20 protein-coding genes are annotated in these 22,611 nt (G+C 63.6%); 19 read left to right on the forward strand and 1 reads right to left on the reverse strand.

Translation table 11 applies throughout. The features are described from left to right. The first annotated feature begins 52 nt into the window (after positions 1–52). From CF161_RS04970 to CF161_RS04980, 3 genes are read left to right on the forward strand one after another with little or no spacing between them, the layout of a single operon-like run. Entirely contained in the window at positions 53–1,078 is a 1,026-nt protein-coding gene (locus CF161_RS04970) for an aminoglycoside phosphotransferase family protein (protein WP_020295470.1), read from the forward strand. Then, positions 1,075–1,749 carry an N-acetylmuramate alpha-1-phosphate uridylyltransferase MurU gene (murU, locus tag CF161_RS04975; RefSeq protein WP_020295471.1) on the forward strand — a complete coding sequence of 225 codons (675 nt, stop codon included), beginning with the start codon at positions 1,075–1,077 and terminating at the stop codon, positions 1,747–1,749. Before CF161_RS04970 ends, murU begins: the two co-directional genes overlap by 4 nt. A gap of 1 nt (position 1,750) precedes the next feature. Beyond that, a complete protein-coding gene (locus CF161_RS04980; protein WP_020295472.1) occupies positions 1,751–2,518 on the forward strand; it encodes a TerB family tellurite resistance protein in 768 nt (255 codons plus the stop codon). A gap of 34 nt (positions 2,519–2,552) precedes the next feature. On the opposite strand, the gene CF161_RS04985 is transcribed toward CF161_RS04980, so the two are convergent. Next, positions 2,553–3,548, reverse strand: a complete 996-nt coding sequence (locus CF161_RS04985; RefSeq protein ID WP_020295473.1) for an alpha/beta hydrolase family protein — start codon at positions 3,546–3,548, stop codon at positions 2,553–2,555. 74 nt (positions 3,549–3,622) lie between these two features. On the opposite strand from CF161_RS04985, the gene CF161_RS04990 reads away from it, so the two are divergent. The 16 genes from CF161_RS04990 to trpC all read left to right on the forward strand — a co-directional run bounded on the left by CF161_RS04990 (position 3,623) and on the right by trpC (position 22,556). Further along, a complete protein-coding gene (locus CF161_RS04990; RefSeq protein ID WP_043228661.1) occupies positions 3,623–6,016 on the forward strand; it encodes a PAS domain S-box protein in 2,394 nt (797 codons plus the stop codon). Positions 6,017–6,060: 44 nt separating this feature from the next. Continuing rightward, positions 6,061–6,690, forward strand: coding sequence for a response regulator transcription factor (locus CF161_RS04995; protein WP_020295475.1), 630 nt, complete (start codon positions 6,061–6,063; stop codon positions 6,688–6,690). A gap of 259 nt (positions 6,691–6,949) precedes the next feature. Beyond that, entirely contained in the window at positions 6,950–8,074 is a 1,125-nt protein-coding gene (locus CF161_RS05000; protein ID WP_020295476.1) for an ABC transporter ATP-binding protein, read from the forward strand. 44 nt (positions 8,075–8,118) lie between these two features. Beyond that, entirely contained in the window at positions 8,119–9,162 is a 1,044-nt protein-coding gene (locus CF161_RS05005) for an ABC transporter substrate-binding protein (protein WP_020295477.1), read from the forward strand. Between the two features lie 68 nt (positions 9,163–9,230). Continuing rightward, entirely contained in the window at positions 9,231–10,478 is a 1,248-nt protein-coding gene (locus tag CF161_RS05010; protein WP_020295478.1) for an ABC transporter permease, read from the forward strand. A gap of 13 nt (positions 10,479–10,491) precedes the next feature. After that, positions 10,492–11,316, forward strand: coding sequence for an ABC transporter permease (locus CF161_RS05015; RefSeq protein ID WP_020295479.1), 825 nt, complete (start codon positions 10,492–10,494; stop codon positions 11,314–11,316). Positions 11,317–11,417: 101 nt separating this feature from the next. Continuing rightward, a complete protein-coding gene (locus CF161_RS05020; RefSeq protein WP_020295480.1) occupies positions 11,418–12,791 on the forward strand; it encodes a sigma-54-dependent Fis family transcriptional regulator in 1,374 nt (457 codons plus the stop codon). 195 nt (positions 12,792–12,986) lie between these two features. Then, the gene (locus CF161_RS05025) at positions 12,987–14,135 is read left to right on the forward strand and encodes an iron-containing alcohol dehydrogenase (protein ID WP_020295481.1); all 1,149 of its coding nucleotides are present in this window, start codon (positions 12,987–12,989) and stop codon (positions 14,133–14,135) included. A gap of 79 nt (positions 14,136–14,214) precedes the next feature. After that, positions 14,215–15,660: a hypothetical protein gene (locus tag CF161_RS05030; protein ID WP_020295482.1), complete on the forward strand. Its 1,446-nt coding sequence runs from the start codon at positions 14,215–14,217 to the stop codon at positions 15,658–15,660. A gap of 119 nt (positions 15,661–15,779) precedes the next feature. Further along, on the forward strand, positions 15,780–16,928 hold the full coding sequence (locus tag CF161_RS05035; RefSeq protein WP_020295483.1) for an iron-containing alcohol dehydrogenase: 1,149 nt from the start codon (positions 15,780–15,782) through the stop codon (positions 16,926–16,928). 80 nt (positions 16,929–17,008) lie between these two features. Beyond that, a complete protein-coding gene (gene rpe / locus CF161_RS05040; RefSeq protein WP_020295484.1) occupies positions 17,009–17,683 on the forward strand; it encodes a ribulose-phosphate 3-epimerase in 675 nt (224 codons plus the stop codon). Continuing rightward, on the forward strand, positions 17,680–18,498 hold the full coding sequence (locus CF161_RS05045; RefSeq protein ID WP_020295485.1) for a phosphoglycolate phosphatase: 819 nt from the start codon (positions 17,680–17,682) through the stop codon (positions 18,496–18,498). Before rpe ends, CF161_RS05045 begins: the two co-directional genes overlap by 4 nt. 72 nt (positions 18,499–18,570) lie before the next feature. Then, on the forward strand, positions 18,571–20,058 hold the full coding sequence (trpE, locus tag CF161_RS05050) for an anthranilate synthase component I (RefSeq protein WP_020295486.1): 1,488 nt from the start codon (positions 18,571–18,573) through the stop codon (positions 20,056–20,058). A gap of 12 nt (positions 20,059–20,070) precedes the next feature. Beyond that, positions 20,071–20,664: an aminodeoxychorismate/anthranilate synthase component II gene (locus CF161_RS05055; RefSeq protein WP_020295487.1), complete on the forward strand. Its 594-nt coding sequence runs from the start codon at positions 20,071–20,073 to the stop codon at positions 20,662–20,664. Between the two features lie 9 nt (positions 20,665–20,673). Further along, positions 20,674–21,723 (forward strand): anthranilate phosphoribosyltransferase, encoded by a 1,050-nt coding sequence (gene trpD, locus CF161_RS05060; RefSeq protein ID WP_020295488.1) that lies wholly within the window; start codon positions 20,674–20,676, stop codon positions 21,721–21,723. After that, positions 21,720–22,556, forward strand: coding sequence for an indole-3-glycerol phosphate synthase TrpC (trpC, locus tag CF161_RS05065; protein WP_020295489.1), 837 nt, complete (start codon positions 21,720–21,722; stop codon positions 22,554–22,556). The genes trpD and trpC overlap by 4 nt, the downstream gene beginning before the upstream one ends. Positions 22,557–22,611: the final 55 nt, after the last annotated feature.

Genomic DNA, 22,611 nt, shown 5'->3' on the forward strand with positions numbered 1-22,611 from the left:
GGATAATAAAGCATGACCCGCTTGACGGCTAGCGCCGTCGGAGACCCTTGCAATGCCTGACCAAGATGTACGCTTGCAACACCTGAAAGTTTGGCTCGATGAGCAGTTGGCGATCGTTTATGCCGCCCATGGCTGGGGTGCCGTACCCCCGGCCACATTGACTGCAGCCAGCAGCGACGCGAGTTTCCGCCGGTATTTCCGCTGGCAGGGGGAGGGGCGCAGCTTTGTGGTGATGGATGCGCCGCCGCCCCAGGAAAACTGCAAACCCTTCGTGGATATTGCTCATTTGCTGGCCACATCCGGCATAAATGTGCCGAAAATTTATGCCGAGGATTTACCGCGCGGTTTTCTTTTGCTCAATGACCTGGGTCATCAGACCTACCTGGACGTGATCAACGAAGAGAATGCCGACGCCTTGTTCAAGGATGCGCTGGCGGCATTGCTGGCTTTTCAGCAGCTGCCGATGGAGGCGCCGTTGCCCAGCTACGATGTCGCCTTGTTGCGCCGCGAGCTGCAATTGTTCCCCGAGTGGTACGTGGGGCGCGAGCTGGCGGTGGAGCTGGACCCGCAGCAGCAAGCGCAGTGGCAGCGGGTCAGCCAGGTGCTGATCGACAGTGCCCTGGCCCAGCCCAAGGTCCTGGTGCATCGCGACTATATGCCGCGCAACCTGATGCTGAGCCAGCCAAATCCCGGCGTGCTGGACTTCCAGGACGCGGTCTACGGCCCCGTGACCTACGATGTCACCTGCCTGTTCAAGGACGCCTTCCTCAGTTGGCCTGAGGCCCGGGTGCGTGGCTGGCTCGAAGACTATTGGCAGCAAGCCGGTCGTGCCGGAATCCCGGTGCACGCCGTTTTTGAAGACTTCCTGCGCGCCAGCGACCTGATGGGCGTACAGCGTCACCTCAAGGTGATCGGGATTTTCGCGCGGATCTGCCATCGCGATGGCAAGCCGCGCTACCTGGCCGATGTGCCGCGCTTCTTCGCTTATATAGAAGCGGTGGTGGCGCGTCGGCCTGAACTGGCGGAACTGGGCCAGTTGTTGGCCAGCCTGGGGCGTTCGCCTGGAGCCGCGCAATGAAGGCAATGATTCTTGCGGCCGGCAAAGGCGAGCGCATGCGCCCGTTGACGCTGACTACCCCCAAGCCCCTGATTCGCGTGGCCGGTGTGCCGCTGATCGAGTATCACCTGCGGGCGTTGGCCGCGGCAGGTTTTACCCAGGTCGTGATCAACCATGCCTGGCTGGGGCAACAGATCGAAGACCACCTGGGCGATGGCTCGGCGTTCGGGCTGAGCATTGCCTATTCGCCAGAGGCCGAGGCCCTGGAGACCGGCGGCGGAATCTTCCGCGCCCTGCCGTTGCTGGGGACTGAGCCGTTCCTGGTGGTCAATGGCGACATCTGGACTGACTATGACTTTGCCACCTTGCGCCAGCCGCGTCCCGGCCTGGCTCACCTGGTGATGGTGGACAACCCGCCCCATCACCCGGGAGGCGGTGATTTCTGCCTGGAAAACGGCCTGCTGCATGACGCGACGCCCGGCGCCGAAGCCCTGACCTTCAGTGGTATTTCGGTGCTGCACCCCGAGCTGTTCGCCGACTGCGTGCCCGGTCCGTTCAAGCTGGCGCCGTTGCTGCGCCAGGCCATGGCCCGCGGCCAGGTCAGCGGCGAGCACATGCAGGGCCGCTGGGTCGATGTCGGCACCGTCGAGCGCCTGGCACAGGTGGAACAATTGCTAGAAGCGAGTCGCTGATATGTGGTGGCCAGGGACTCTGATCGGAGCCGGAGCGGGCTATGCCATAGCCAGTATTCCGGGGGCCATATTGGGTGCGCTGTTGGGCCAGGCGCTGGACCGGCGCCTGCAACTGCACAGCTGGGCGCAACTGCGTGAGCGCCTGGGCGGGCGCCCGGCGCTGCGCAACGATGAACTGCTGTTTGTCTTGCTCGGGCGCCTGGCCAAGAGCGATGGCCAGGTGGTGGATGGCCATATCCAGCAGGCGCGCCAGGAAATGCGCGCGCTGGACATGAACGAGTCGGCGCAGCGCCGGGCCATTGCCGCGTTCAACCGGGGCAAGTCGGGCAACGACTCCCTGCGCGGCTACCTGCGGCGCCTGAGCGCGCAGCCGCATGCCACCGAGGGCGTGTTGCGAGCTTGTTGGCGCATGGTCTGGGCTGACGCGCGGGCCAGCAGCGCCGAGCGCGAGTTGATTCAACTCTGGGGCAAGTGGCTGGGGTGGACGCCGCAGCAGGTGCAGGCACTGGCGGCAGATTACGAGCCGGCCAGAAAGCCTGCGCTGAGCAGCGCCGGGGCGTATCAGGAAGCGCTGCGGTTACTCGGCGTATCGACCACCAGTGAACCGGCCCAGATCAAGCGCGCTTACCGGCGCCTGCTCAGTCGCCACCATCCGGACAAGATTGCCGGCAGCGGCGCCGGACCGGCCCAGGTACGTGAAGCCACGGAGAAAACCCGTGAATTGCACAGTGCCTATACGCTGATCCGTGAACGTCGGGACTTCCGCTGAAGCAATCGCCATCGCGGCCGCGATGGCGCCAGGCTCAGTCGGCGACGGGCTGCGGGCTCAGCCAGCCGCGGATGCGGCGAAAGAGCTGCTCCTGCTGCGCCGCGCTGTTGCCGGGCAGGGCCTTGAGGGCGATCTGGGTAAAGGCCGAAGTCTTCTGCCGTTTGCTGGCCTGGAGTCGCTCGAGGGCGGCTTTTTGCGCCAGGGCCGTGTCTTTATAGAAGAAGTCTGCGGTCGCCAGCTTCAGGGTCGGGGTCAGCTCGGCCAACTGCGGCTTGGCGTTGCTCGGCACCTGGGCGGCGACCATGACGAATTTCTGCACCTGGGAGGGCTGCTTTTCACTGAGGTAGCGCGCGGCCCAGTAGGCGCCCGTACCGTGTCCGAGGAGGACGATGCTGCGGGCATTCTGCTGCTCGGCAAAGGCCAGGGCGGCATCGATCCGGGCGAAGATCCGCTCGGCATCGGCCTTGCTTTGTTCTTCGCTGCTTTCGGCCACCGCGCGATCGGCGATATCGGCTTCACCGCCAGCGGCCTGCTCGATCGGCTTGGCCTCGGTGCTGGCGTCCTTGCTGCTGGTGTCCTTGGTCGGCGGCGCCGGCGCGGCTTCGACGATGCGCGGCGTGCTGGCCTCGCTCGACAGGTCTGGCAGGGTCAGGCTCAGGCTGGACCATTGGACATCCGGCAATTTGTTGCGCAGCGGAGCGATTGCTTGCGGCCAGTCAGCCGTTTCGCCGGCGCCCGGGACGATAATCACCGCGCCCTGGGGCTCGCTGGTGTTGGCCGGTTTCCACAGGGCGAGGAAGGTGTCGCCGCCGGCCTGCAGTTGCTGTTGTTCCTGTTGCGGAATACGGCGCTCCAGGGCGAGCGCATCTTCCTGGCTACGCTCCAGCAAGGGTTGGCGTTCGGCGGGTTTTTCCTGGGCCGCCTTGTCGCCGGCAGCAGGCGCCGGATCGGCAGCCTGGACGGAAAGGGCACAAGGCAACAGCAGCGACAGGCACAATGCGTTCAGTGCCGAGCGGTAAACGAAGGGCATCGGAGATTCCAGGCCAGAAGTAATTCCGGCAGCCTAATGGGTTGGTCAGTATTTGTCAGTGTGCGAGAGTTCGGATGATGCTTTTTCGCTGTCTGTTGGTTATCGGCTGGCTGAGTTTTCCCTTGATGGGCGGGGCGGCTCCTGCGCCCCATGTGCCTGCGGCCAACCTGAGTGCCGGGCAGCGCGAATGGCTGGTCCAGCACCCTGAGCTGCGGGTCGGCGTGGTGTTGCAGGCGCCCTTCGCTCAATACGACCGGCGCTTGCAGCGGTTGTCCGGGGTCAACGTCGAGTTGATGCAGTGGGTGGGCCGGGCGCTGCAGGTCGAGCTGAGCTGGCGCAACTTCCCGGATCAGGCGCAGTTGGAGAGGGCGTTGCGCGAAGGCGAGGTGGACCTCGCGCCAGGCCTGACCCAAACCCCCGCCGGCCTGCGCCTGTGGCAATTCAGCGACCCTTATATGCGGGTCCCGCAATTGGTGGTCGGCGAACGCCAGGGCGCCGGCGCGGTGGAACTGGAGAAACTCGACGCCCAATCACGGGTCGCTGTGCGCATGCCCGGTGCCGTGGCCGACTACCTGCGGGCCACTTATCCCAACCTGAATCTGCAAGGGGTGCCGCTGGAGCGCCAGGCCTTGCAACTGCTGTTGAGTCAGCAGGCGCGCTATGCGGTGATCGATGAGGCCCAACTCAGCCGCTTGTCCAGCGAGCCGGAGTTCGCCGGCCTGGCGGTGGTCGGTGATATCGGTTTGCCGCAATTGCTGCGGGTCGCCACGCGCCGGGACTGGCCGGAGCTGGCCGGCATTATCGAGCGCGCGCTGCATGCCATTCCCGCCCGGGACATCGAGCAGTTGCACAATCGCTGGCTGCAGCCGCAATACCCACGGCTGGCCGAGTCCCCGGGGTTCTGGCAGAACCTCAGCCTGTTGTTCGCGCTGCTGTTTTTCACCTGCCTGGGGATCCTGTTCTGGCAGCGGCGCCAACAGCGTGGGCTGGAGCAGCGCCTGCTGGCAGCCCGGGCCGACATCGCCCTGCGTGAAACAGCCGAAGAGGCGCTGCGCCTGACCCAGTTTTCCATCGACCAGAGCACCGTGGGCATTCTCTGGGTCAATTGGGACAGCCACGTTCGCTATGCCAACCGGGCCGCCGAAGACATGCTCGGCTACCCTGCCGGCGGGGTCATCGACCGCCCGCTGATCGACTTCGAGCCCACCCTGCACATGGACCGTTGGCTCGGCTTGTGGAAGCGTGCCCGGGCCAGCGAAGGGGCTGCGCAAAGTTTTGAAACCCGCTGCGTGCGTGCCGATGGCAGCATCCTGCCGGCCGATGTGTCCCTGAGCTTCCTGCGTTTTCGCGACAGCGAGTACCTGGTGGTTTACCTCAACGACGTCACCGAGCGCCGTCGGGCCTTGGCCGCGTTGCAGGAAAGCGAGGCGCGGCTGCAAGGCATCGCCGCCAATGTGCCGGGGCTGGTGTTCCGCCTGGAGCGGGCGCCGGTCACCGGGCAGATCGATTTTGCCTACATCAGCGAAGGCAGCGAGAGCCTGGTGGGTTACGCCCCAGCGGTACTCAGCCAGCGCGATACCGGATTGCGCAGCCTGGTCCATCCGGACGACAAGGCCAGCTACCACCGGACCCAGGACCTGGCCCTGGACACCGACAGCGACTGGTCCTGGCAGGGGCGGATTCTTACGCGTCAGGGCGAGCAGCGCTGGGCCGAGATCAAGGCTGTGACCCGGCGCCTCGACGATGGCGCCTTTGTCTGGGACGGCATCGTCTGGGACATCAGCGAAAGCAAGCGCATCGAACTGGAGCTGGCCGCCTCTCGCGAACAACTGCGGGAGCTGTCGGCGCACCTGGAAAGCGTGCGCGAAGAGGAAAAGGCCCGTATTGCCCGTGAGGTGCATGACGAGCTGGGGCAGATGCTGACGGTGCTCAAGCTGGAAACCTCGATGTGCGAGCTGGCCTATGCCCAGCTCGATCCTGGCCTGCATGAGCGTCTCAACAGCATGAAGCGCCTGATCGCCCAGTTGTTCCAATTGGTCCGCGATGTGGCCACGGCCCTGCGCCCGCCGATCCTCGACGCCGGCATTGCCTCGGCTATCGAATGGCAGGCCCGGCGTTTCGAGGCGCGCACCCAGATCCCGTGCCTGGTGCAGGTGCCGGATAACCTGCCCTTGCTCAGCGATGCCAAGGCCATCGGTTTGTTTCGGATCCTGCAAGAGGCCCTGACCAATGTCATGCGCCATGCCCAGGCGCATACTGTCGAACTGAGCCTGGTGCTTGAGGGCAACGAGTTGTGCATGAGCATCAGTGATGACGGCCAGGGTTTCGTGGTCGACTCCGGCCGCCCCACGTCCTTCGGGTTGGTGGGCATGCGTGAACGGGTGTTGATCATGGGCGGCAGCCTGGACTTGCACAGCGAGCAGGGCGAGGGCACGTCCCTCACCGTTCGCGTGCCGCTGGACCCATAGGCCGTGACGCCTGCAACGATCGCCCTGATAAAGAGGAGAAACGAGTGATCCGTGTACTGGTAGCCGAAGACCACACCATCGTGCGTGAGGGCATCAAGCAACTGATCGGCCTGGCCAAGGACCTGACGGTGGTGGGGGAGGCGAGCAACGGCGAGCAATTGCTCGAAACCCTGCGCCACGTTCCCTGCGAGGTGGTGCTGCTGGATATCTCCATGCCCGGGGTCAACGGCCTGGAAGCGATTCCGCGGATTCGCGCGTTGCACAATCCACCGGCGATCCTGGTGTTGTCGATGCATGACGAAGCGCAAATGGCGGCTCGCGCCCTTAAAGTCGGCGCCGCCGGCTATGCCACCAAGGACAGCGATCCTGCGCTGCTGCTGACCGCCATTCGCAAAGTCGCGGCGGGCGGGCGTTACATCGACCCGGACCTGGCCGACCGCATGGTCTTCGAAGTCGGCCTGACCGATTCCCGGCCCCTGCATTCGCTGCTCTCGGAGCGCGAGTTTTCAGTGTTCGAACGCCTGGCCCAGGGCGCCAACGTCAACGACATCGCCCAGCAACTGGCCCTGAGCAGCAAGACCATCAGCACCCACAAGGCGCGGCTGATGCAAAAACTCAACATCACCTCCCTCGCCGAACTGGTGAAATACGCCATGGAGCACAAACTGCTCTGACGAGCCCCTCGCCGCCCCAAAGGGCGACATACCCATTTGCGACATCCCCGCCTCAGGGCTTTTGCCTGTTCTTGCCGCTTACAGCGTGTCGCTAACCGCTGCGCTTACCTATCCCCGCCATCCTTGTAGGGCAATCCCTACAAGGAACCTTCCAGGCACCTGAGGCCAATCTCTCCTACCCCCCGATTTGCGGGGCCTGTGGCCTCCACTAGGCTTAGTCCACAGCAGTCCTATATATGAAGAACACAAAGGTGCGGGTATGAGCGAGGTCGATTCAAGCGCTGGGGCGAGTGATGTTCTGGTCAGCTTTCGTGGAGTGCAAAAGAGCTACGACGGCGAGAACCTGATCGTCAAAGACCTCAACCTGGAGATTCGCAAAGGCGAATTCCTCACCTTGCTCGGGCCTTCCGGCTCCGGCAAGACCACCAGCCTGATGATGCTGGCCGGTTTCGAGACCCCGACCGCCGGCGAGATCCAGCTGGCCGGTCGCTCCATCAACAACGTGCCGCCGCACAAGCGCGACATCGGCATGGTGTTCCAGAACTACGCGCTGTTCCCGCACATGACCGTGGCCGAGAACCTGGCTTTCCCGCTCTCGGTGCGTGGCCTCAGTAAGACCGACGTCAGCGAACGGGTCAAACGCGTGCTGAGCATGGTCCAGCTCGATGCCTTCGCCCAGCGCTACCCGGCGCAACTCTCCGGTGGCCAGCAACAGCGGGTGGCCCTGGCCCGGGCGCTGGTGTTCGAGCCGCAACTGGTGCTGATGGACGAACCCCTGGGGGCGCTGGACAAACAGCTGCGTGAACACATGCAGATGGAGATCAAGCACCTGCACCAGCGCCTCGGCGTGACCGTGGTCTACGTGACCCATGACCAGGGCGAAGCCTTGACCATGTCCGACCGGGTGGCGGTGTTCCATCAAGGCGAGATCCAGCAGATCGCCCCGCCGCGCACGCTTTATGAAGAGCCGAAGAACACCTTCGTCGCCAACTTCATCGGTGAAAACAACCGCCTCAATGGCCGCCTGCACAGCCACACCGGTGATCGCTGCGTGGTCGAGCTGGGCCGTGGCGAGAAGGTCGAGGCGCTGGCGGTCAACGTCGGCCAGATCGGCGGCCCGGTCACCCTGTCCATCCGCCCGGAGCGCGTGAGCCTCAACGGCTCCAGCGAAAGTTGCGTTAACCGCTTCTCGGGAAGGGTGGCGGAATTCATCTATCTGGGCGACCACGTCCGGGTTCGCCTGGAAGTCTGCGGCAAGACCGACTTCTTTGTGAAACAGCCGATTGCCGAGCTCGATCCTGCGCTGGCGGTGGGCGATGTGGTTCCGCTTGGCTGGCAGGTCGAGCACGTTCGCGCGCTCGACCCACTTCTAGAGGCGCATTGATCGCCCCCTTGCTTCACCAACCCTGCACGTGGAGAACACAATAAATGTTGAGATCCCTGAAATTCACCGCCCTGACCCTGGGCTTGATGGGTGCGGCAAACGCGATGGCGGCAGGTCCGGACCTGACCGTGGTGTCCTTTGGCGGCGCGAACAAGGCGGCCCAGGTCAAAGCCTTCTACGCCCCGTGGGAAGCGGCAGGTCACGGCAAGATCGTGGCGGGCGAATACAACGGCGAGATGGCCAAGGTCAAAGCCATGGTCGACACCAAAAGCGTGTCCTGGGACCTGGTCGAGGTTGAGTCGCCTGAACTGTCCCGTGGTTGCGACGAGGACATGTTCGAGCAACTGGACCCGGCGCTGTTCGGCAAGTCTGAAGACTACGTCAAAGGCGCGATTCAGCCGTGCGGCGTGGGTTTCTTCGTTTGGTCCACCGTGCTCGCCTACAACGCCGACAAGCTGAAGACCGCGCCCACCAGCTGGGCGGATTTCTGGGACACCAAGCAGTTCCCGGGCAAGCGTGGCCTGCGCAAAGGCGCCAAGTACACCCTGGAATTCGCCTTGATGGCCGACGGCGTGGCGCCCAAGGACGTCTACAAAGTGCTGGCCGGCAAAGATGGCCAGGACCGTGCCTTCAAGAAACTCGACGAACTCAAGCCGAGCATCCAATGGTGGGAAGCCGGTGCCCAGCCACCGCAATACCTGGCCTCGGGTGACGTGGTCATGAGCTCGGCCTACAACGGTCGGATCGCCGCGGTACAGAAAGAAAGCAACCTCAAGGTGGTGTGGAACGGCGGCATCTACGACTTCGACGCCTGGGCCATTCCACGTGGCCTGGACAAGGCCCGTGCAGAAGCGGCGAAGAAATTCATCGCGTTCTCGGTCATGCCGCAGCAGCAGAAGACCTACTCGGAAAACATCGCCTACGGCCCGGCCAACACCCAGGCCGTGCCGTTGCTGCCCAAGGACGTGCTGAAAGACATGCCGACCACCCCGGAAAACATCGCCAACCAGGTGCAGATCGACGTCAGCTTCTGGGCTGACAACGGCGAGCAGCTGGAACAGCGCTTCAACGCCTGGGCGGCCAAGTAAGGCACCGTGCAAACGCGGCGTCACCCCAGGGTGACGTCGCCATTGTTTAAAGATTTGCGGAGTTTGTCATGGCCATCACCGTTCCCCTGAACGAGGTCACCAGCCCCACCTTGAAGCAGCGCCTGGCACGTGCCGAGCGGGTCAATCGCTGGAAGGCGCAGGCCCTGATCGCGCCCCTGGTGCTGTTTCTGCTGCTGGTGTTCCTGGTGCCGATTGTGGCGCTGCTGTACAAAAGCGTCGGTAACCCGGAAGTGGTCGGTGGCATGCCGCGTACCGTGGCCGCGGTGACCAGTTGGGATGGTCGCGGCCTGCCGGCCGAGCCGGTGTACCAGGCCTTGAGTGAAGACCTGGCTGAGGCCCGCAAGAATCAAACCCTGGGCGATCTGTCCAAGCGCCTGAACATGGAACTGGCCGGCTATCGCAGCCTGCTGACCAAAACCGCCCGCGCCTTGCCGTTCAAGGAGCAGCCGGCTTCCTACAAGGAAGCCCTGGAAGCCCTGGACGAGCGTTGGGGCGACCCGGCCTACTGGCAGGCGATCCGCCGCAACACCAGTAGCCTGACACCGTATTACCTGCTGGCGGCCGTCGACCATCGGATCGACGACCTCGGCGAAGTGGCTCCGGCGACCCCGGACCAGTCGATCTACCTCGATATTTTTGCCCGCACCTTCTGGATGGGCCTGGTGATCACCGCCATCTGCCTGGTGCTGGCTTATCCCCTGGCGTACCTGCTGGCCAACCTGCCGGCGCGCAAGAGCAACCTGTTGATGATCCTGGTGCTGCTGCCGTTCTGGACCTCGATCCTGGTACGGGTGGCGGCCTGGATCGTGCTGCTGCAATCGGGCGGGCTGATCAATGGCGCCCTGCTGGCTATGGGCGTGATCGATAAACCGCTGGAGCTGGTGTTCAATCGCACCGGGGTCTACATCTCCATGGTGCACATCCTGCTGCCGTTCATGATTCTGCCGATCTACAGCGTGATGAAAGGCATCTCGCCGACCTACATGCGGGCGGCGATCTCCCTGGGCTGCCATCCGTTCGCCAGCTTCTGGCGGGTGTATTTCCCGCAGACCTATGCCGGTGTCGGCGCCGGTTGCCTGCTGGTGTTCATCCTGGCCATCGGCTACTACATCACCCCGGCGCTGCTGGGCAGCCCGAACGATCAGATGGTCAGCTACTTCGTCGCCTTCTACACCAACACCAGCATCAACTGGGGCATGGCGACCGCACTGGGTGGGCTGCTGCTGTTGGCGACCATCGTGCTCTATCTGATTTACAGCTGGCTGGTAGGCGCCAGTCGCCTGCGCCTGAGCTAAGGAGAGAATCGAAATGCTGAGCCCTTACATGTCGCCCGTCGAGCGGGTCTGGTTCTACAGCTTGCGCATTCTCTGCGGGCTGATCCTGCTGTTCCTGATTCTGCCGGTGCTGGTGATCATCCCGCTGTCGTTCAACTCGGGGAGCTTTCTGGTGTACCCGTTGCAGGGTTTTTCGCTGCACTGGTACCAGGACTTCTTCGCCTCCGCCGAATGGATGCGCGCCCTGAAAAACAGCATCATCGTCGCCCCGGCGGCCACGGTGCTGGCGATGATTTTCGGCACCCTGGCAGCCATCGGCCTGACCCGCGGCGACTTCCCGGGCAAGGCGCTGGTGATGGCGCTGGTGATCTCACCGATGGTGGTGCCGGTGGTGATCATCGGTGTTGCCAGCTACCTGTTCTTCGCGCCGCTGGGCATGGGCAATAGCTTCTTCTCGCTGATCGTGGTGCACGCGGTGCTGGGCGTGCCCTTTGTGATCATCACCGTGTCGGCCACCTTGCAGGGGTTCAACCACAACCTGGTGCGGGCGGCGGCCAGCTTGGGTGCATCGCCGCTAACGGCGTTTCGCCGGGTGACCTTGCCACTGATCGCGCCGGGGGTGATCAGCGGGGCCCTGTTCGCTTTTGCCACCTCGTTCGATGAAGTGGTGGTGACTCTGTTTCTCGCCGGCCCGGAACAAGCCACCCTGCCACGGCAGATGTTCAGCGGCATCCGCGAAAACCTCAGCCCGACCATCGCCGCGGCGGCAACGCTGCTGATCGCCTTCTCGGTGGTGCTGTTGCTGACCCTGGAATGGCTGCGCGGGCGCAGTGAGAAGCTGCGTACCGCACAAGTCTGACCCGCTCGGCGGCCTTGGACCAAGGTCGGGGCCGCCACGCAACACCTGCCTGCCGATCAGCCGTAAACTTCGCGTCCCACAAGCCGACCGCGGAGTCCCGGGTGAACTTCAACGATGCCAGTTTCGAAGAACTGCTCAATGCCCTGCATGACGGTGTCTACATCACCGACGGCCAGGGCAAGACCCTCAAGGTCAACCAGGCCTACGAACGGCTGACCGGCTTGAGCGGCGCCGAGTTGCTCGGGCGGCAGATGCAGGAACTGGTCAAGTCCGGGCTGATTTCCCAGTCGGCCTCGTTACGCGTGTTGCAGGACGGCAAGCCGACGTCGGTGATGCAGAGCCTGAGCCAGGGCAAAAAACTGTTGGTCAGTGCCACGCCGATCCTGGCGGCCGACCAGAGCATCCGCTACGTGGTCAGCACCGTGCGCGACATGACCGAACTGTTGCGCATGAAGCGCGAGCGCGACGAGTTGCAACAGCTCAAGCAACTGCGCAACAGCACCGCCCGGTTGCACGCCGGCCAGCGCGACAACCTGCTGCAATCCCCCTTGATGGCCGACCAGGAAGTCTCCGGGCGGGTGTTCGCCCTGGCGCGGCAGGTGGCCGACTGCGATGTGAAGGTGTTGCTCCAGGGCGAGACCGGTGTCGGCAAGACCCTGGTGGCGCAATACATTCACAACGCCAGCGGGCGCGCCCGCGAACCCTTCCTGGCCCTCAATTGCGGGGCCCTGCCGGAAAACCTGATCGAGGCCGAGCTGTTCGGCTACGCCCCGGGGGCCTTTACCGGTGCCGGCAGCAAGGGTAAGCGCGGGCTGCTGGAGTTGGCGCACAACGGCACGTTGTTTCTCGATGAAATCGGCGACCTGCCGCTGGCGGTGCAGGTCAAGCTGCTCAAGGTGATCGAGGAAAACCGCTTTATCCCGGTGGGCGGCCTGGAACTCAAGGAAGTCGATGTGCGCATCATCAGCGCCACCCATCACGACCTCAAGCAACGGGTGGCCGAGGGCAAGTTCCGCGCCGACCTGTACTACCGGTTGAATGTGGTGCCGATCATGATTCCGGCATTGCGCGAGCGCAGCGAGGAGGTCGGGCCCTTGCTCGAGTACTACCTGCAGCACTTCAACCAGCGTTATCAGCGCCAGGCGCAATGGAGCCTGGAAGCCCTCGACCTGCTGGGGGAATACGCCTGGCCGGGCAATATCCGCGAGCTGATCAACGTGGTCGAGCGCCTGGTGGTGACCTGCAGCAACCCGCTGATCGAAGCCCTGGACCTGCCCGAGGAAATCATCGATGTGCAGGCGCGCAACACCGATGACAGTCGCTTGCCGCTGCGCAAGGTGCTGGAGAACGCCGAGCGCCAGGCCATACGTTCAGCCTTGCAGCTGCACAAGACCACTCGCCTGGCGGCCAAGGCGCTGGGGGTGAGCCAGGCCACGGTGGTGCAGAAGATGAAGCGCTGGGAGCGCTCTGATTAGATTGCTGATCAAAGGCCCTGCGGTTGATTAGAAAACCAATCGCAAGCGCCCGGTCATTTGCCCATCGCACCGCCGCAGGCCTTGATCTACAAGGCCTGCGACATCTTGGCACAGCTTTCGCTCTATAGCGTTCGAGCCCTTCGGAGAGCCGCCCCTGCGCGGCTCTTGCCACAACAATTAATCAAGGCCGAGCTGATGAGTATTTCCGCGTTCAAAATTGCCAACAAACTGATTACCGGCCAGGGCGCCATCGAGCAACTGGCCGGCGAACTGACGCGCCTCAAGATCAACCATCCGTTGATCGTCACCGATGCGATCCTGGTCAAGTCCGGCACCGTCGACCTGGCCCTGGCCCAGTTGGGCGGGCGCCAATACGGGATTTTCGATGAGGTCAAACCCGAGCCCGAGATCGCCATCGTCGAAGACTGTGCCCGGGCCTATCGGGCTGGCGCCCACGATGGCCTGATCGGCGTGGGCGGCGGCAGCGCCATCGACATCGCCAAGGCGGTGGCGGCCTTTGTCGGCCATGACGGCCCGCTGGAGGCGCTGTTTGGCGTCGACCAGGTGCCGCGCAAGGGGCCGCCGCTGATTGCCATTCCCACCACGGCCGGCACCGGTTCCGAGGTCACCAATGTGGCGATCCTCTCCGACAAGGCGGCGCAACTGAAAAAAGGCATCGTCAGCGACTACCTGCTGCCGGACGTGGCCCTGGTCAGCCCGCAGATGACCTTGAGCTGCCCGCGCAGCGTAACCGCCGCCAGCGGGGTGGATGCCCTGGTGCATGCCATCGAGTCCTACCTGTCGGTGAATGCCTCGCCGATCACCGATTCCCTGGCCCTGGGGGCGATCCGCCTGATAGTCAAGGCGCTGCCCAAGGCCTACGCCAACCCGGCCAACCTACAGGCCCGGGAAGACATGGCCACCGCCAGCCTGATGGCCGGCATGGCCTTCGGCAATGCCGGGGTCGGCGCGGTACATGCCCTGGCCTACCCGCTGGGCGGGCGTTTCAATATCGCCCACGGCGTGAGCAATGCCTTGCTGCTGCCCTATGTCATGGCCTGGAACAAAATGGCCTGCGTCGAGCGCTTTCGCGATATCGCCGAGGCCATGGGCGTGCCCCTGGCGGGCCTGAGCGAGCAGCAGGCGGCCAGCCTGGCGGTGGAGGCGATGGCCGAGTTGTGCGCCGCCGTGGATATCCCCACAGGCATGCGCAGCTTCGGCGTGCCCGAAGAGGCGATCCCGGCCATGGCCCAGGAAGCCGCCGGCATCGAGCGCCTGATGCGCAACAACCCGCGCCAGCTCAGCGCCGCCGATATCGAGCAGATCTACCGCGCCGCGTACTGATCGACCCACGCCCGTGGCGGTCCGTGCCGCTGCGGGCGGTTTTACACCGCAACCAATACCAATAAGACAGGTGCAGTTGATGCCAACCCCTTCCGATACGCGGCACGAGTCGCCGTACATACCCCTTGGCCCGTTCAAGGTGCGTTTACCCTTCATCCACTACAAGTTCGAACTGCCGGATTACCTGCAAGGCCTGTTGATGTGCGCCGTCGACCTGGCGGCCATTCCGCTGATGACCGAATTTCTCGGCATGCCGTTCGAAATCGCCCTGGCCGTGGTGATGCTCAATGGCCTGCTGTACCTGGCCCACCACCTGCTGGGCGACCCCGTGGTGCCGGGCTGGATCACCCCGGCGGTGCCGTTGTTGATGGCCTACTGTGCGCAGTTCCCCATGGGCCCGGAGCGTGTCCATGCCTTGATTGCCTTCCAATTGATGCTCGGGGTGTTTTCCATTGCCCTGGGGGCCACCGGCATGGCGCGCAAGGTGGTGGGGTTCGTGCCCTCGGCGATCAAGTCGGGGATCATCGTCGGCGCCGGCATCAGCGCGGTCACGGCGGTGTTCCAGGTGGGCGGCAAGTTCGACAGCCTGCCCTGGACCATTTCCATCGCCATCGGCATTGCCTTCTACCTGATCTTTTCCCAGCACTTTGCCCAGCTCAAGCTGCGCAACCGCTTCTGGTGGAACTTCGCCAAGCTCGGCATCCTGCCGATCATTCTGCTGGCGGTGGTGATTGCGCCGCTGTTTGGCGAGGCGCCGTGGCCGACTATCCAATGGGGCTTCAGCAAGCCGGACTTCATGGGCCTGTGGAGCAACTACACGGTGTTCGGCCTGGGCATGCCGCCGCTGTCGATGTTCATCACCGCGCTGCCGACCATGCTGGCGGTGTACATCATCGTGTTCGGCGACGTGCTCAGTGCCAAGGTGCTGCTGGACGAGGCCGAGCAGATCCGCAAGGACGAGAAAATCGATTACGACCCGGACCGCTCGCACCTGATCTTCGGTGGGCGTAACGCCTTCATGAGTATTTTTGGCCCGGACATCGCCATGTGCGGCCCGAAGTGGGCGGCGATGCTGGTGGTGGTCATCGAGCGCTTCAAGGGCGGGCCCAAGGCCATGAAGTCGATCTATGGCGGTATGGGTTCGTTCCGCTGGGGCACCAATACCGGCCTGCTGTTGCTGCCGGTGGTGACCCTGGTGCAGCCGATTCTTGGCGTGGCCCTGGCCTTGACCTTGCTGATCCAGGGCTATGTCAGCGTGCGCCTGGGGATTCTCGAAGCGCGCAGCCAGCGTGACCTGGGGATTGCCGGGGTGATCGGCGCAGTCCTGGCGATCAAGGGCGCCAGCTGGGGGTTTGCGATTGGCGTGGTGCTGTGCCTGCTGATCTACGGCAAGAACTTCTTCAAGGGCGAAAACGACAAGACCTTCAGCAAGGACCTGAACAGCGCCGATGCGCCGCCAGCGACCGGCGAGCCTACGGCCAGCGCAGCCGCGGTGCAACGCCAGGCGGCCCGCGAACCGGTCTAGGTGACGGTGCGGCTCGCCCCGTGACCGGCATTAGCCGGCAGCATGGCGAGCCGAACTGACAAACCCCGATCCCCAGCTACTCTTTGTGCCAGCTCCCATCGTTATAAGAGGCTGCGCCCATGAGTCTTTCCTCGTTCAAAATCGCTCACAAACTGCTCACCGGCGCTGGCGCCATCGAGCAGTTGTCCGCCGAACTGACCCGCCTGGATGTGGATAACCCGCTGATCGTCACCGACGCCGCACTGGTCAAGTCCGGCACGGTGCAGCTGGCGCTGGCGCAATTGGGCGAGCGCAGCTACGAAATCTTCGACCGGGTGCAACCGGACCCGGAAGTCGCCATCGTCGAAGACTGCATGCGGGTCTACCGCGAGGGCGGGCATGACGGCCTGATCGGCCTGGGCGGCGGCAGTGCGATTGATATCGCCAAAAGCGTCGCGGCGTATGCCGGTTATCACGGCGCCCTGGCGGACCTGTTCGGCGTGGACCAGGTGCCGCGCAAGGGGCCGCCGCTGATTGCGATCCCGACCACGGCCGGCACCGGTTCCGAGGTGACCAATGTGGCGATTCTCTCCGACAAGGCGGCGCAACTGAAAAAGGGCATCGTCAGTGATTACCTGCTGCCGGACGTGGCCCTGGTCAGCCCGCAGATGACCCTGACCTGCCCGCGCAGCGTGACCGCCGCCAGCGGGGTGGATGCCCTGGTGCATGCGGTGGAGGCCTACCTGTCGCTGAACGCCTCATCGATCACCGACGCCCTGGCCATCGGTGCTATCAAATTGATTGCCAAGGCGCTGCCCAAGGCCTACGCCCACCCGGCCAACCTGCAGGCCCGGGAAGACATGGCCACGGCCAGCCTCATGGCCGGCATGGCGTTCGGCAATGCCGGGGTCGGCGCGGTGCACGCACTGGCGTATCCGTTGGGCGGGCGTTTCAATATCGCTCACGGCGTCAGCAACGCCTTGCTCCTGCCCTATGTCATGACCTGGAACAAAATGGCCTGTGTCGAGCGTATGCAGGATATCGCCGAAGCCATGGGGGTGAAGACCGCCCACCTGAGCGCCCTGGAGGCTGCCGACAGCGCGGTGGCGGCGATGACCCAATTGTGCGCGGCGGTGGAGATTCCCCTGGGGTTGCGCAGTTTCGGCGTGCCGCAAGAGGCGATCCCGGCCATGGCCCAGGAAGCGGCGGGCATCGAGCGTCTGATGCGCAATAATCCTCGCCAACTGAGCCCTGCCGATATCGAGAAGATCTATCGCGCAGCCTACTGATCATCGCGGCCACGGTGTGCGCCCCAAAGCATGAGGTATACAATGCGCGCCACCGTGATTCTGCTCAAAAAAGGTGCGTCATGCAGCCCTTCGTAATTGCTCCGTCGATTCTCTCCGCCGATTTCGCCCGCCTGGGTGAGGAAGTGGACAACGTTCTCGCCGCCGGCGCCGACTTCGTGCACTTCGATGTCATGGACAACCACTATGTGCCGAACCTGACGATCGGCCCGATGGTGTGCGCCGCCCTGCGCAAGTACGGCGTTACCGCGCCGATCGATGTGCACCTGATGGTCAGCCCGGTGGATCGCATCATCGGCGACTTCATCGAGGCCGGTGCGACCTACATCACCTTCCACCCGGAAGCCACGCTGCACATCGACCGTTCCCTGCAGATGATCCGCGAAGGCGGTTGCAAGGCAGGCCTGGTGTTCAACCCGGCCACTTCGCTGGATGCACTCAAGTACGTGATGGACAAGGTCGACATGGTCCTGCTGATGAGCGTCAACCCGGGCTTCGGCGGGCAGAAGTTCATCCCCGGCACCCTCGACAAGCTGCGCGAAGCGCGGGCCTTGATCGATGCCTCCGGACGCGACATCCGCCTGGAGATCGACGGCGGGGTCAACGTCAATAACATCCGTGAAATTGCCGCCGCTGGCGCTGATACCTTTGTGGCCGGATCGGCGATCTTCAACACGCCGAACTATCAGGAAGTGATCGACAAGATGCGCTCCGAACTGGCGTTGGCTCGTTCATGAGCGGATTTGAGCAGTTGTTCCCCGGGCGCCTGCCACGGCTGGTGATGTTCGACCTCGATGGCACCCTGGTCGATTCGGTGCCTGACCTGGCGGCGGCCTTGGACGACATGCTGCTCAAACTGGGGCGCCCGCCCGCCGGCATCGATTCGGTGCGCGAGTGGGTCGGCAACGGCGTGCAGATGCTGGTACGCCGGGCCCTGGCCAACAGCCTGGATCCCGAAGGCGTCGATGACGTCGAAGCCGAACACGCCCTGGAGCTGTTCAATGTGGCCTATGAGGATGGGCATGCGTTGACCGTGGTCTATCCCGGCGCGCGGGAAACCCTCAAGTGGCTGCACAAGCAGGGCGTGGAGATGGCGCTCATCACCAACAAGCCGGAGCGTTTTGTCGCGCCGCTGCTGGATCAGATGAAGATCGGCCGGTATTTCCGCTGGATCATCGGCGGCGATACCCTGCCGCAGAAGAAGCCTGACCCGGCGGCGCTGTTTTTCGTGATGAAGATGGCCAGTGTCCCGGCGTCGCAATCGCTGTTTGTCGGGGATTCGCGCAGCGATGTGCTGGCTGCCAAGGCCGCCGGGGTCAAGTGCGTGGCCTTGAGTTACGGCTACAACCATGGCCGGCCGATTGCCGAAGAGTCGCCAGCGCTGGTGATCGACGACCTGCGCCAGCTAATTCCCGGTTGCCTGGATCCTGCCGCTGAGATAACGTTGCCCGACGCTGTTCCATCCCCTCCTGGAAACTCCATCGTGGTGGTCACTCGCAAACTCTGGATGAAAGTCATCAAGGCCCTGGCCCGCTGGCGTTGGCGCGCCTGACTTTTTCTGGCCGGCTCTTCGCCGGCACGTTTGCATACCTGACTGTTAGACCCTCAAGCCACGAGGCACCTCATGATCCGTGAAGAATTCTTGCGTTTGGCCGCTGCCGGCTACAACCGCATTCCGCTTGCCTGCGAAACCCTGGCCGACTTCGATACGCCGCTGTCGATCTACCTGAAACTGGCCGACCAGCCCAACTCCTACCTGTTGGAGTCGGTGCAGGGCGGCGAGAAGTGGGGGCGTTACTCGATCATTGGCCTGCCGTGCCGCACCGTGTTGCGGGTGCATGACCACCAGGTCAGCGTGACCCACGACGGCGTCGAGATCGAAAGCCTCGAAGTGGCCGACCCGCTGGCCTTCGTCGAAGAATTCAAGGCGCGCTACAACGTGCCGACCATCGCCGGCCTGCCGCGTTTCAACGGCGGCCTGGTGGGGTATTTCGGTTATGACTGCGTGCGTTATGTGGAGCGGCGTCTGGGCAAGTGCCCGAACCCGGATCCGCTGGGGGTGCCGGACATTCTGCTGATGGTGTCCGACGCCGTGGTGGTGTTCGACAACCTGGCAGGCAAGATGCACGCGATCGTGCTGGCCGACCCGGCCCAGGACGATGCCTACGAGAAGGGCCAGGCTCGCCTGCAGGAATTGCTGGCGCAATTGCGCCAGCCGATCACGCCGCGTCGCGGCCTGGACTTCAGCCAGCAACAGGCGGCTGATCCGGTGTTCCGCTCCAGTTTTACCCAGGGCGATTACGAGCGTGCGGTCGACGCCATCAAGGAATACATCCTGGCCGGTGACTGCATGCAGGTGGTGCCGTCGCAACGCATGTCCATCGACTTCACGTCGGCGCCGATCGATCTGTATCGCGCGCTGCGCTGCTTCAACCCGACGCCTTATATGTACTTCTTCAATTTCGGCGACTTCCACGTGGTGGGCAGTTCGCCGGAAGTGCTGGTGCGGGTCGAAGACAACCTGATCACCGTGCGACCGATTGCTGGCACCCGCCCGCGTGGCGCCACTGAAGAGGCGGACCTGGCGCTGGAAGAGGACCTGCTGTCTGACGACAAGGAAATCGCCGAGCACCTGATGCTGATCGACCTGGGCCGCAACGACACCGGTCGGGTCTCCGAGATCGGTTCGGTGAAGCTCACCGAGAAGATGGTGATCGAGCGCTATTCCAACGTGATGCACATTGTTTCCAACGTCACCGGGCAACTGAAAGCCGGGCTGACCGCCATGGATGCGCTGCGGGCGATTCTGCCGGCGGGCACCCTGTCCGGGGCGCCGAAGATTCGCGCGATGGAAATCATCGACGAACTGGAGCCGGTCAAGCGTGGCGTCTATGGTGGCGCGGTGGGTTATTTCGCCTGGAACGGCAACATGGACACCGCGATTGCGATTCGCACGGCGGTGATCAAGGACGGTGAACTGCATGTTCAAGCCGGGGGCGGCATTGTCGCCGACTCGGTGCCGGCATTGGAGTGGGAAGAGACGCTGAACAAGCGCCGCGCGATGTTTCGCGCCGTTGCGCTCGCTGCACAATCCCCCGCGTCCGATGCCTGAGGAGCTTTTACTATGTTGCTGATGATCGATAATTACGACTCCTTCACCTATAACGTCGTGCAGTACCTCGGCGAGTTGGGGGCGCAAGTCAAAGTGGTGCGCAACGACGAACTGACCGTGGCGCAGATTGAAGCGCTCAAGCCCGAGCGGATCGTGGTGTCTCCAGGCCCGTGCACGCCGACCGAGGCTGGCGTGTCCATCGAGGCCATCAAGTATTTCGCCGGCAAACTGCCGATTCTCGGGGTGTGCCTGGGCCACCAGTCCATCGGCCAGGCCTTTGGCGGTGACGTGGTACGGGCCCGGCAAGTGATGCACGGCAAGACCAGCCCGGTGTTCCACAAGGATCAGGGTGTCTTCCGCGGCCTGAACAATCCGCTGACCGTGACCCGCTACCACTCGCTGGTGGTCAAGCGCGAAACCTTGCCCGACTGCCTCGAGCTGACGGCCTGGACACAACTGGAAGACGGCTCCGTCGACGAGATCATGGGGTTGCGCCACAAGACGCTGAATATCGAGGGTGTGCAATTTCACCCCGAGTCTATTCTCACCGAGCAGGGCCACGAGCTGTTCGCCAACTTTCTTAAACAGAGCGGCGGCACGCGCTAAGGACTTTCCATGGATATCAAGACTGCCCTGAGCCGTATCGTCGGCCATCTGGACCTGAGCACGGACGAAATGCGCGATGTCATGCGCGAAATCATGACCGGTCAATGCACCGATGCGCAGATTGGCGCCTTCATGATGGCCATGCGCATGAAAAGCGAGAGCATCGACGAAATCGTCGGCGCGGTCTCGGTCATGCGTGAGCTGGCAGACAAGGTCGAACTGAAAACCCTCGACGGTGTGGTCGACGTGGTCGGCACCGGCGGCGATGGGGCCAATATCTTCAACGTCTCCACCGCGTCCTCGTTTGTGGTCGCCGCCGCCGGTTGCACCGTGGCCAAGCACGGTAATCGTGCAGTTTCCGGCAAGAGCGGCAGTGCCGACCTGCTGGAAGCGGCCGGGATCTACCTGAACCTGACCCCGGTCCAGGTGGCGCGCTGCATCGATAACGTCGGTATCGGCTTTATGTTCGCCCAGTCGCACCACGGTGCGATGAAGCACGCCGCCGGGCCGCGCCGCGACCTGGGGCTGCGTACCCTGTTCAATATGCTCGGCCCGCTTACGAATCCGGCCGGGGTCAAGCACCAGGTGGTCGGGGTGTTCAGCCAGGCCTTGTGCCGTCCGTTGGCCGAAGTCTTGCAGCGTCTGGGCAGCAAGCATGTGCTGGTGGTGCATTCCCAGGATGGCCTGGATGAGTTCAGCCTGGCCGCGCCGACTTTTGTCGCGGAGCTGAAAAACGATGCCATCACCGAGTATTGGGTGCAGCCCGAAGACTTGGGCATGAAGAGCCAGAGCCTGTTCGGCCTGGTGGTCGAAAGCCCGGCGGCGTCGCTTGAGCTGATCCGCGACGCGCTCGGCCGGCGCAAGACCGAACATGGGCAGAAAGCCGCGGAGATGATCGTGCTCAATGCCGGCGCCGCGCTGTATGCCGCCGACCATGCCAGCAGCCTCAAAGAGGGCGTCGCCCTGGCCCACGATGCGTTGCACACCGGCCTGGCCCGGGAGAAGCTCGAGGAACTGGGTGCCTTTACCGCGGTATTCAAGCAGGAGAATGAGGGATGAGTGTGCCGACGGTTCTGGAAGCGATTCTTGCCCGCAAGGTGCAGGAAGTTGCCGAGCGTAGCGCGCGGGTCAGCCTGGCTGAGCTCGAAGGCCTGGCTCGGGCAGCTGATGCACCCCGTGGTTTTGCCAAGGCTCTGCTGGCGCAGGCCAAGCTCAAGCAGCCGGCGGTGATTGCCGAGATCAAGAAGGCCTCGCCGAGCAAGGGCGTGATCCGCGAAAACTTCGTGCCGGCGGATATCGCCAAGAGCTACGAGAAGGGCGGGGCGACCTGTTTGTCGGTGCTGACCGATATCGATTATTTCCAGGGCGCCGATGCCTACCTGCAGCAGGCCCGTGCGGCCTGCAAGCTGCCGGTAATCCGCAAGGACTTCATGATCGATCCGTATCAGATCGTTGAAGCCCGCGCCCTGGGCGCCGATTGCGTGTTGCTGATCGTGGCCGCCCTGGACGACGGGAAAATGGCCGAACTGGCTGCCGTCGCCAAAAGCGTGGGCCTGGATGTGCTGGTCGAAGTGCACGACGGTGATGAGCTGGAGCGCGCACTCAAGACCCTCGACACACCCTTGGTCGGCGTCAACAACCGCAACCTGCACACCTTTGACGTCAGCCTGGAAACCACCCTCGACCTGCTGCCGCGCATTCCCCGCGATCGCCTGGTGATCACCGAGAGCGGCATTCTCAACCGCGCGGATGTGGAGCTGATGGAAATCAGCGACGTCTATTCGTTCCTGGTTGGCGAAGCGTTCATGCGCGCCGAAAGCCCGGGCGCGGAGTTGCAGCGTTTGTTCTTCCCGGAGCGTGGCCTGCCGGTGACCGGCTCCACGCTGGATTGAACCTGACCCCATGAAGAAGCCGGCGATGCCGGCTTTTTTATAGCCATCGCCAAGG

The organism is Pseudomonas sp. CF161 (assembly GCF_000416215.1).
Classification (GTDB): Bacteria; Pseudomonadota; Gammaproteobacteria; order Pseudomonadales; family Pseudomonadaceae; genus Aquipseudomonas.

Coding starts and splice junctions, on each gene's coding strand:
- CF161_RS04970 (WP_020295470.1), top strand. CDS start 53: ATGCCTGACCAAGATGTACGCTTGCAACACCTGAAAGTTTGGCTCGAT.
- murU (WP_020295471.1), top strand. CDS start 1,075: ATGAAGGCAATGATTCTTGCGGCCGGCAAAGGCGAGCGCATGCGCCCG.
- CF161_RS04980 (WP_020295472.1), top strand. CDS start 1,751: ATGTGGTGGCCAGGGACTCTGATCGGAGCCGGAGCGGGCTATGCCATA.
- CF161_RS04985 (WP_020295473.1), bottom strand. CDS start 3,548: ATGCCCTTCGTTTACCGCTCGGCACTGAACGCATTGTGCCTGTCGCTG.
- CF161_RS04990 (WP_043228661.1), top strand. CDS start 3,623: ATGATGCTTTTTCGCTGTCTGTTGGTTATCGGCTGGCTGAGTTTTCCC.
- CF161_RS05000 (WP_020295476.1), top strand. CDS start 6,950: ATGAGCGAGGTCGATTCAAGCGCTGGGGCGAGTGATGTTCTGGTCAGC.
- CF161_RS05005 (WP_020295477.1), top strand. CDS start 8,119: ATGTTGAGATCCCTGAAATTCACCGCCCTGACCCTGGGCTTGATGGGT.
- CF161_RS05010 (WP_020295478.1), top strand. CDS start 9,231: ATGGCCATCACCGTTCCCCTGAACGAGGTCACCAGCCCCACCTTGAAG.
- CF161_RS05015 (WP_020295479.1), top strand. CDS start 10,492: ATGCTGAGCCCTTACATGTCGCCCGTCGAGCGGGTCTGGTTCTACAGC.
- CF161_RS05025 (WP_020295481.1), top strand. CDS start 12,987: ATGAGTATTTCCGCGTTCAAAATTGCCAACAAACTGATTACCGGCCAG.
- CF161_RS05030 (WP_020295482.1), top strand. CDS start 14,215: ATGCCAACCCCTTCCGATACGCGGCACGAGTCGCCGTACATACCCCTT.
- CF161_RS05035 (WP_020295483.1), top strand. CDS start 15,780: ATGAGTCTTTCCTCGTTCAAAATCGCTCACAAACTGCTCACCGGCGCT.
- rpe (WP_020295484.1), top strand. CDS start 17,009: ATGCAGCCCTTCGTAATTGCTCCGTCGATTCTCTCCGCCGATTTCGCC.
- CF161_RS05045 (WP_020295485.1), top strand. CDS start 17,680: ATGAGCGGATTTGAGCAGTTGTTCCCCGGGCGCCTGCCACGGCTGGTG.
- trpE (WP_020295486.1), top strand. CDS start 18,571: ATGATCCGTGAAGAATTCTTGCGTTTGGCCGCTGCCGGCTACAACCGC.
- CF161_RS05055 (WP_020295487.1), top strand. CDS start 20,071: ATGTTGCTGATGATCGATAATTACGACTCCTTCACCTATAACGTCGTG.
- trpD (WP_020295488.1), top strand. CDS start 20,674: ATGGATATCAAGACTGCCCTGAGCCGTATCGTCGGCCATCTGGACCTG.
- trpC (WP_020295489.1), top strand. CDS start 21,720: ATGAGTGTGCCGACGGTTCTGGAAGCGATTCTTGCCCGCAAGGTGCAG.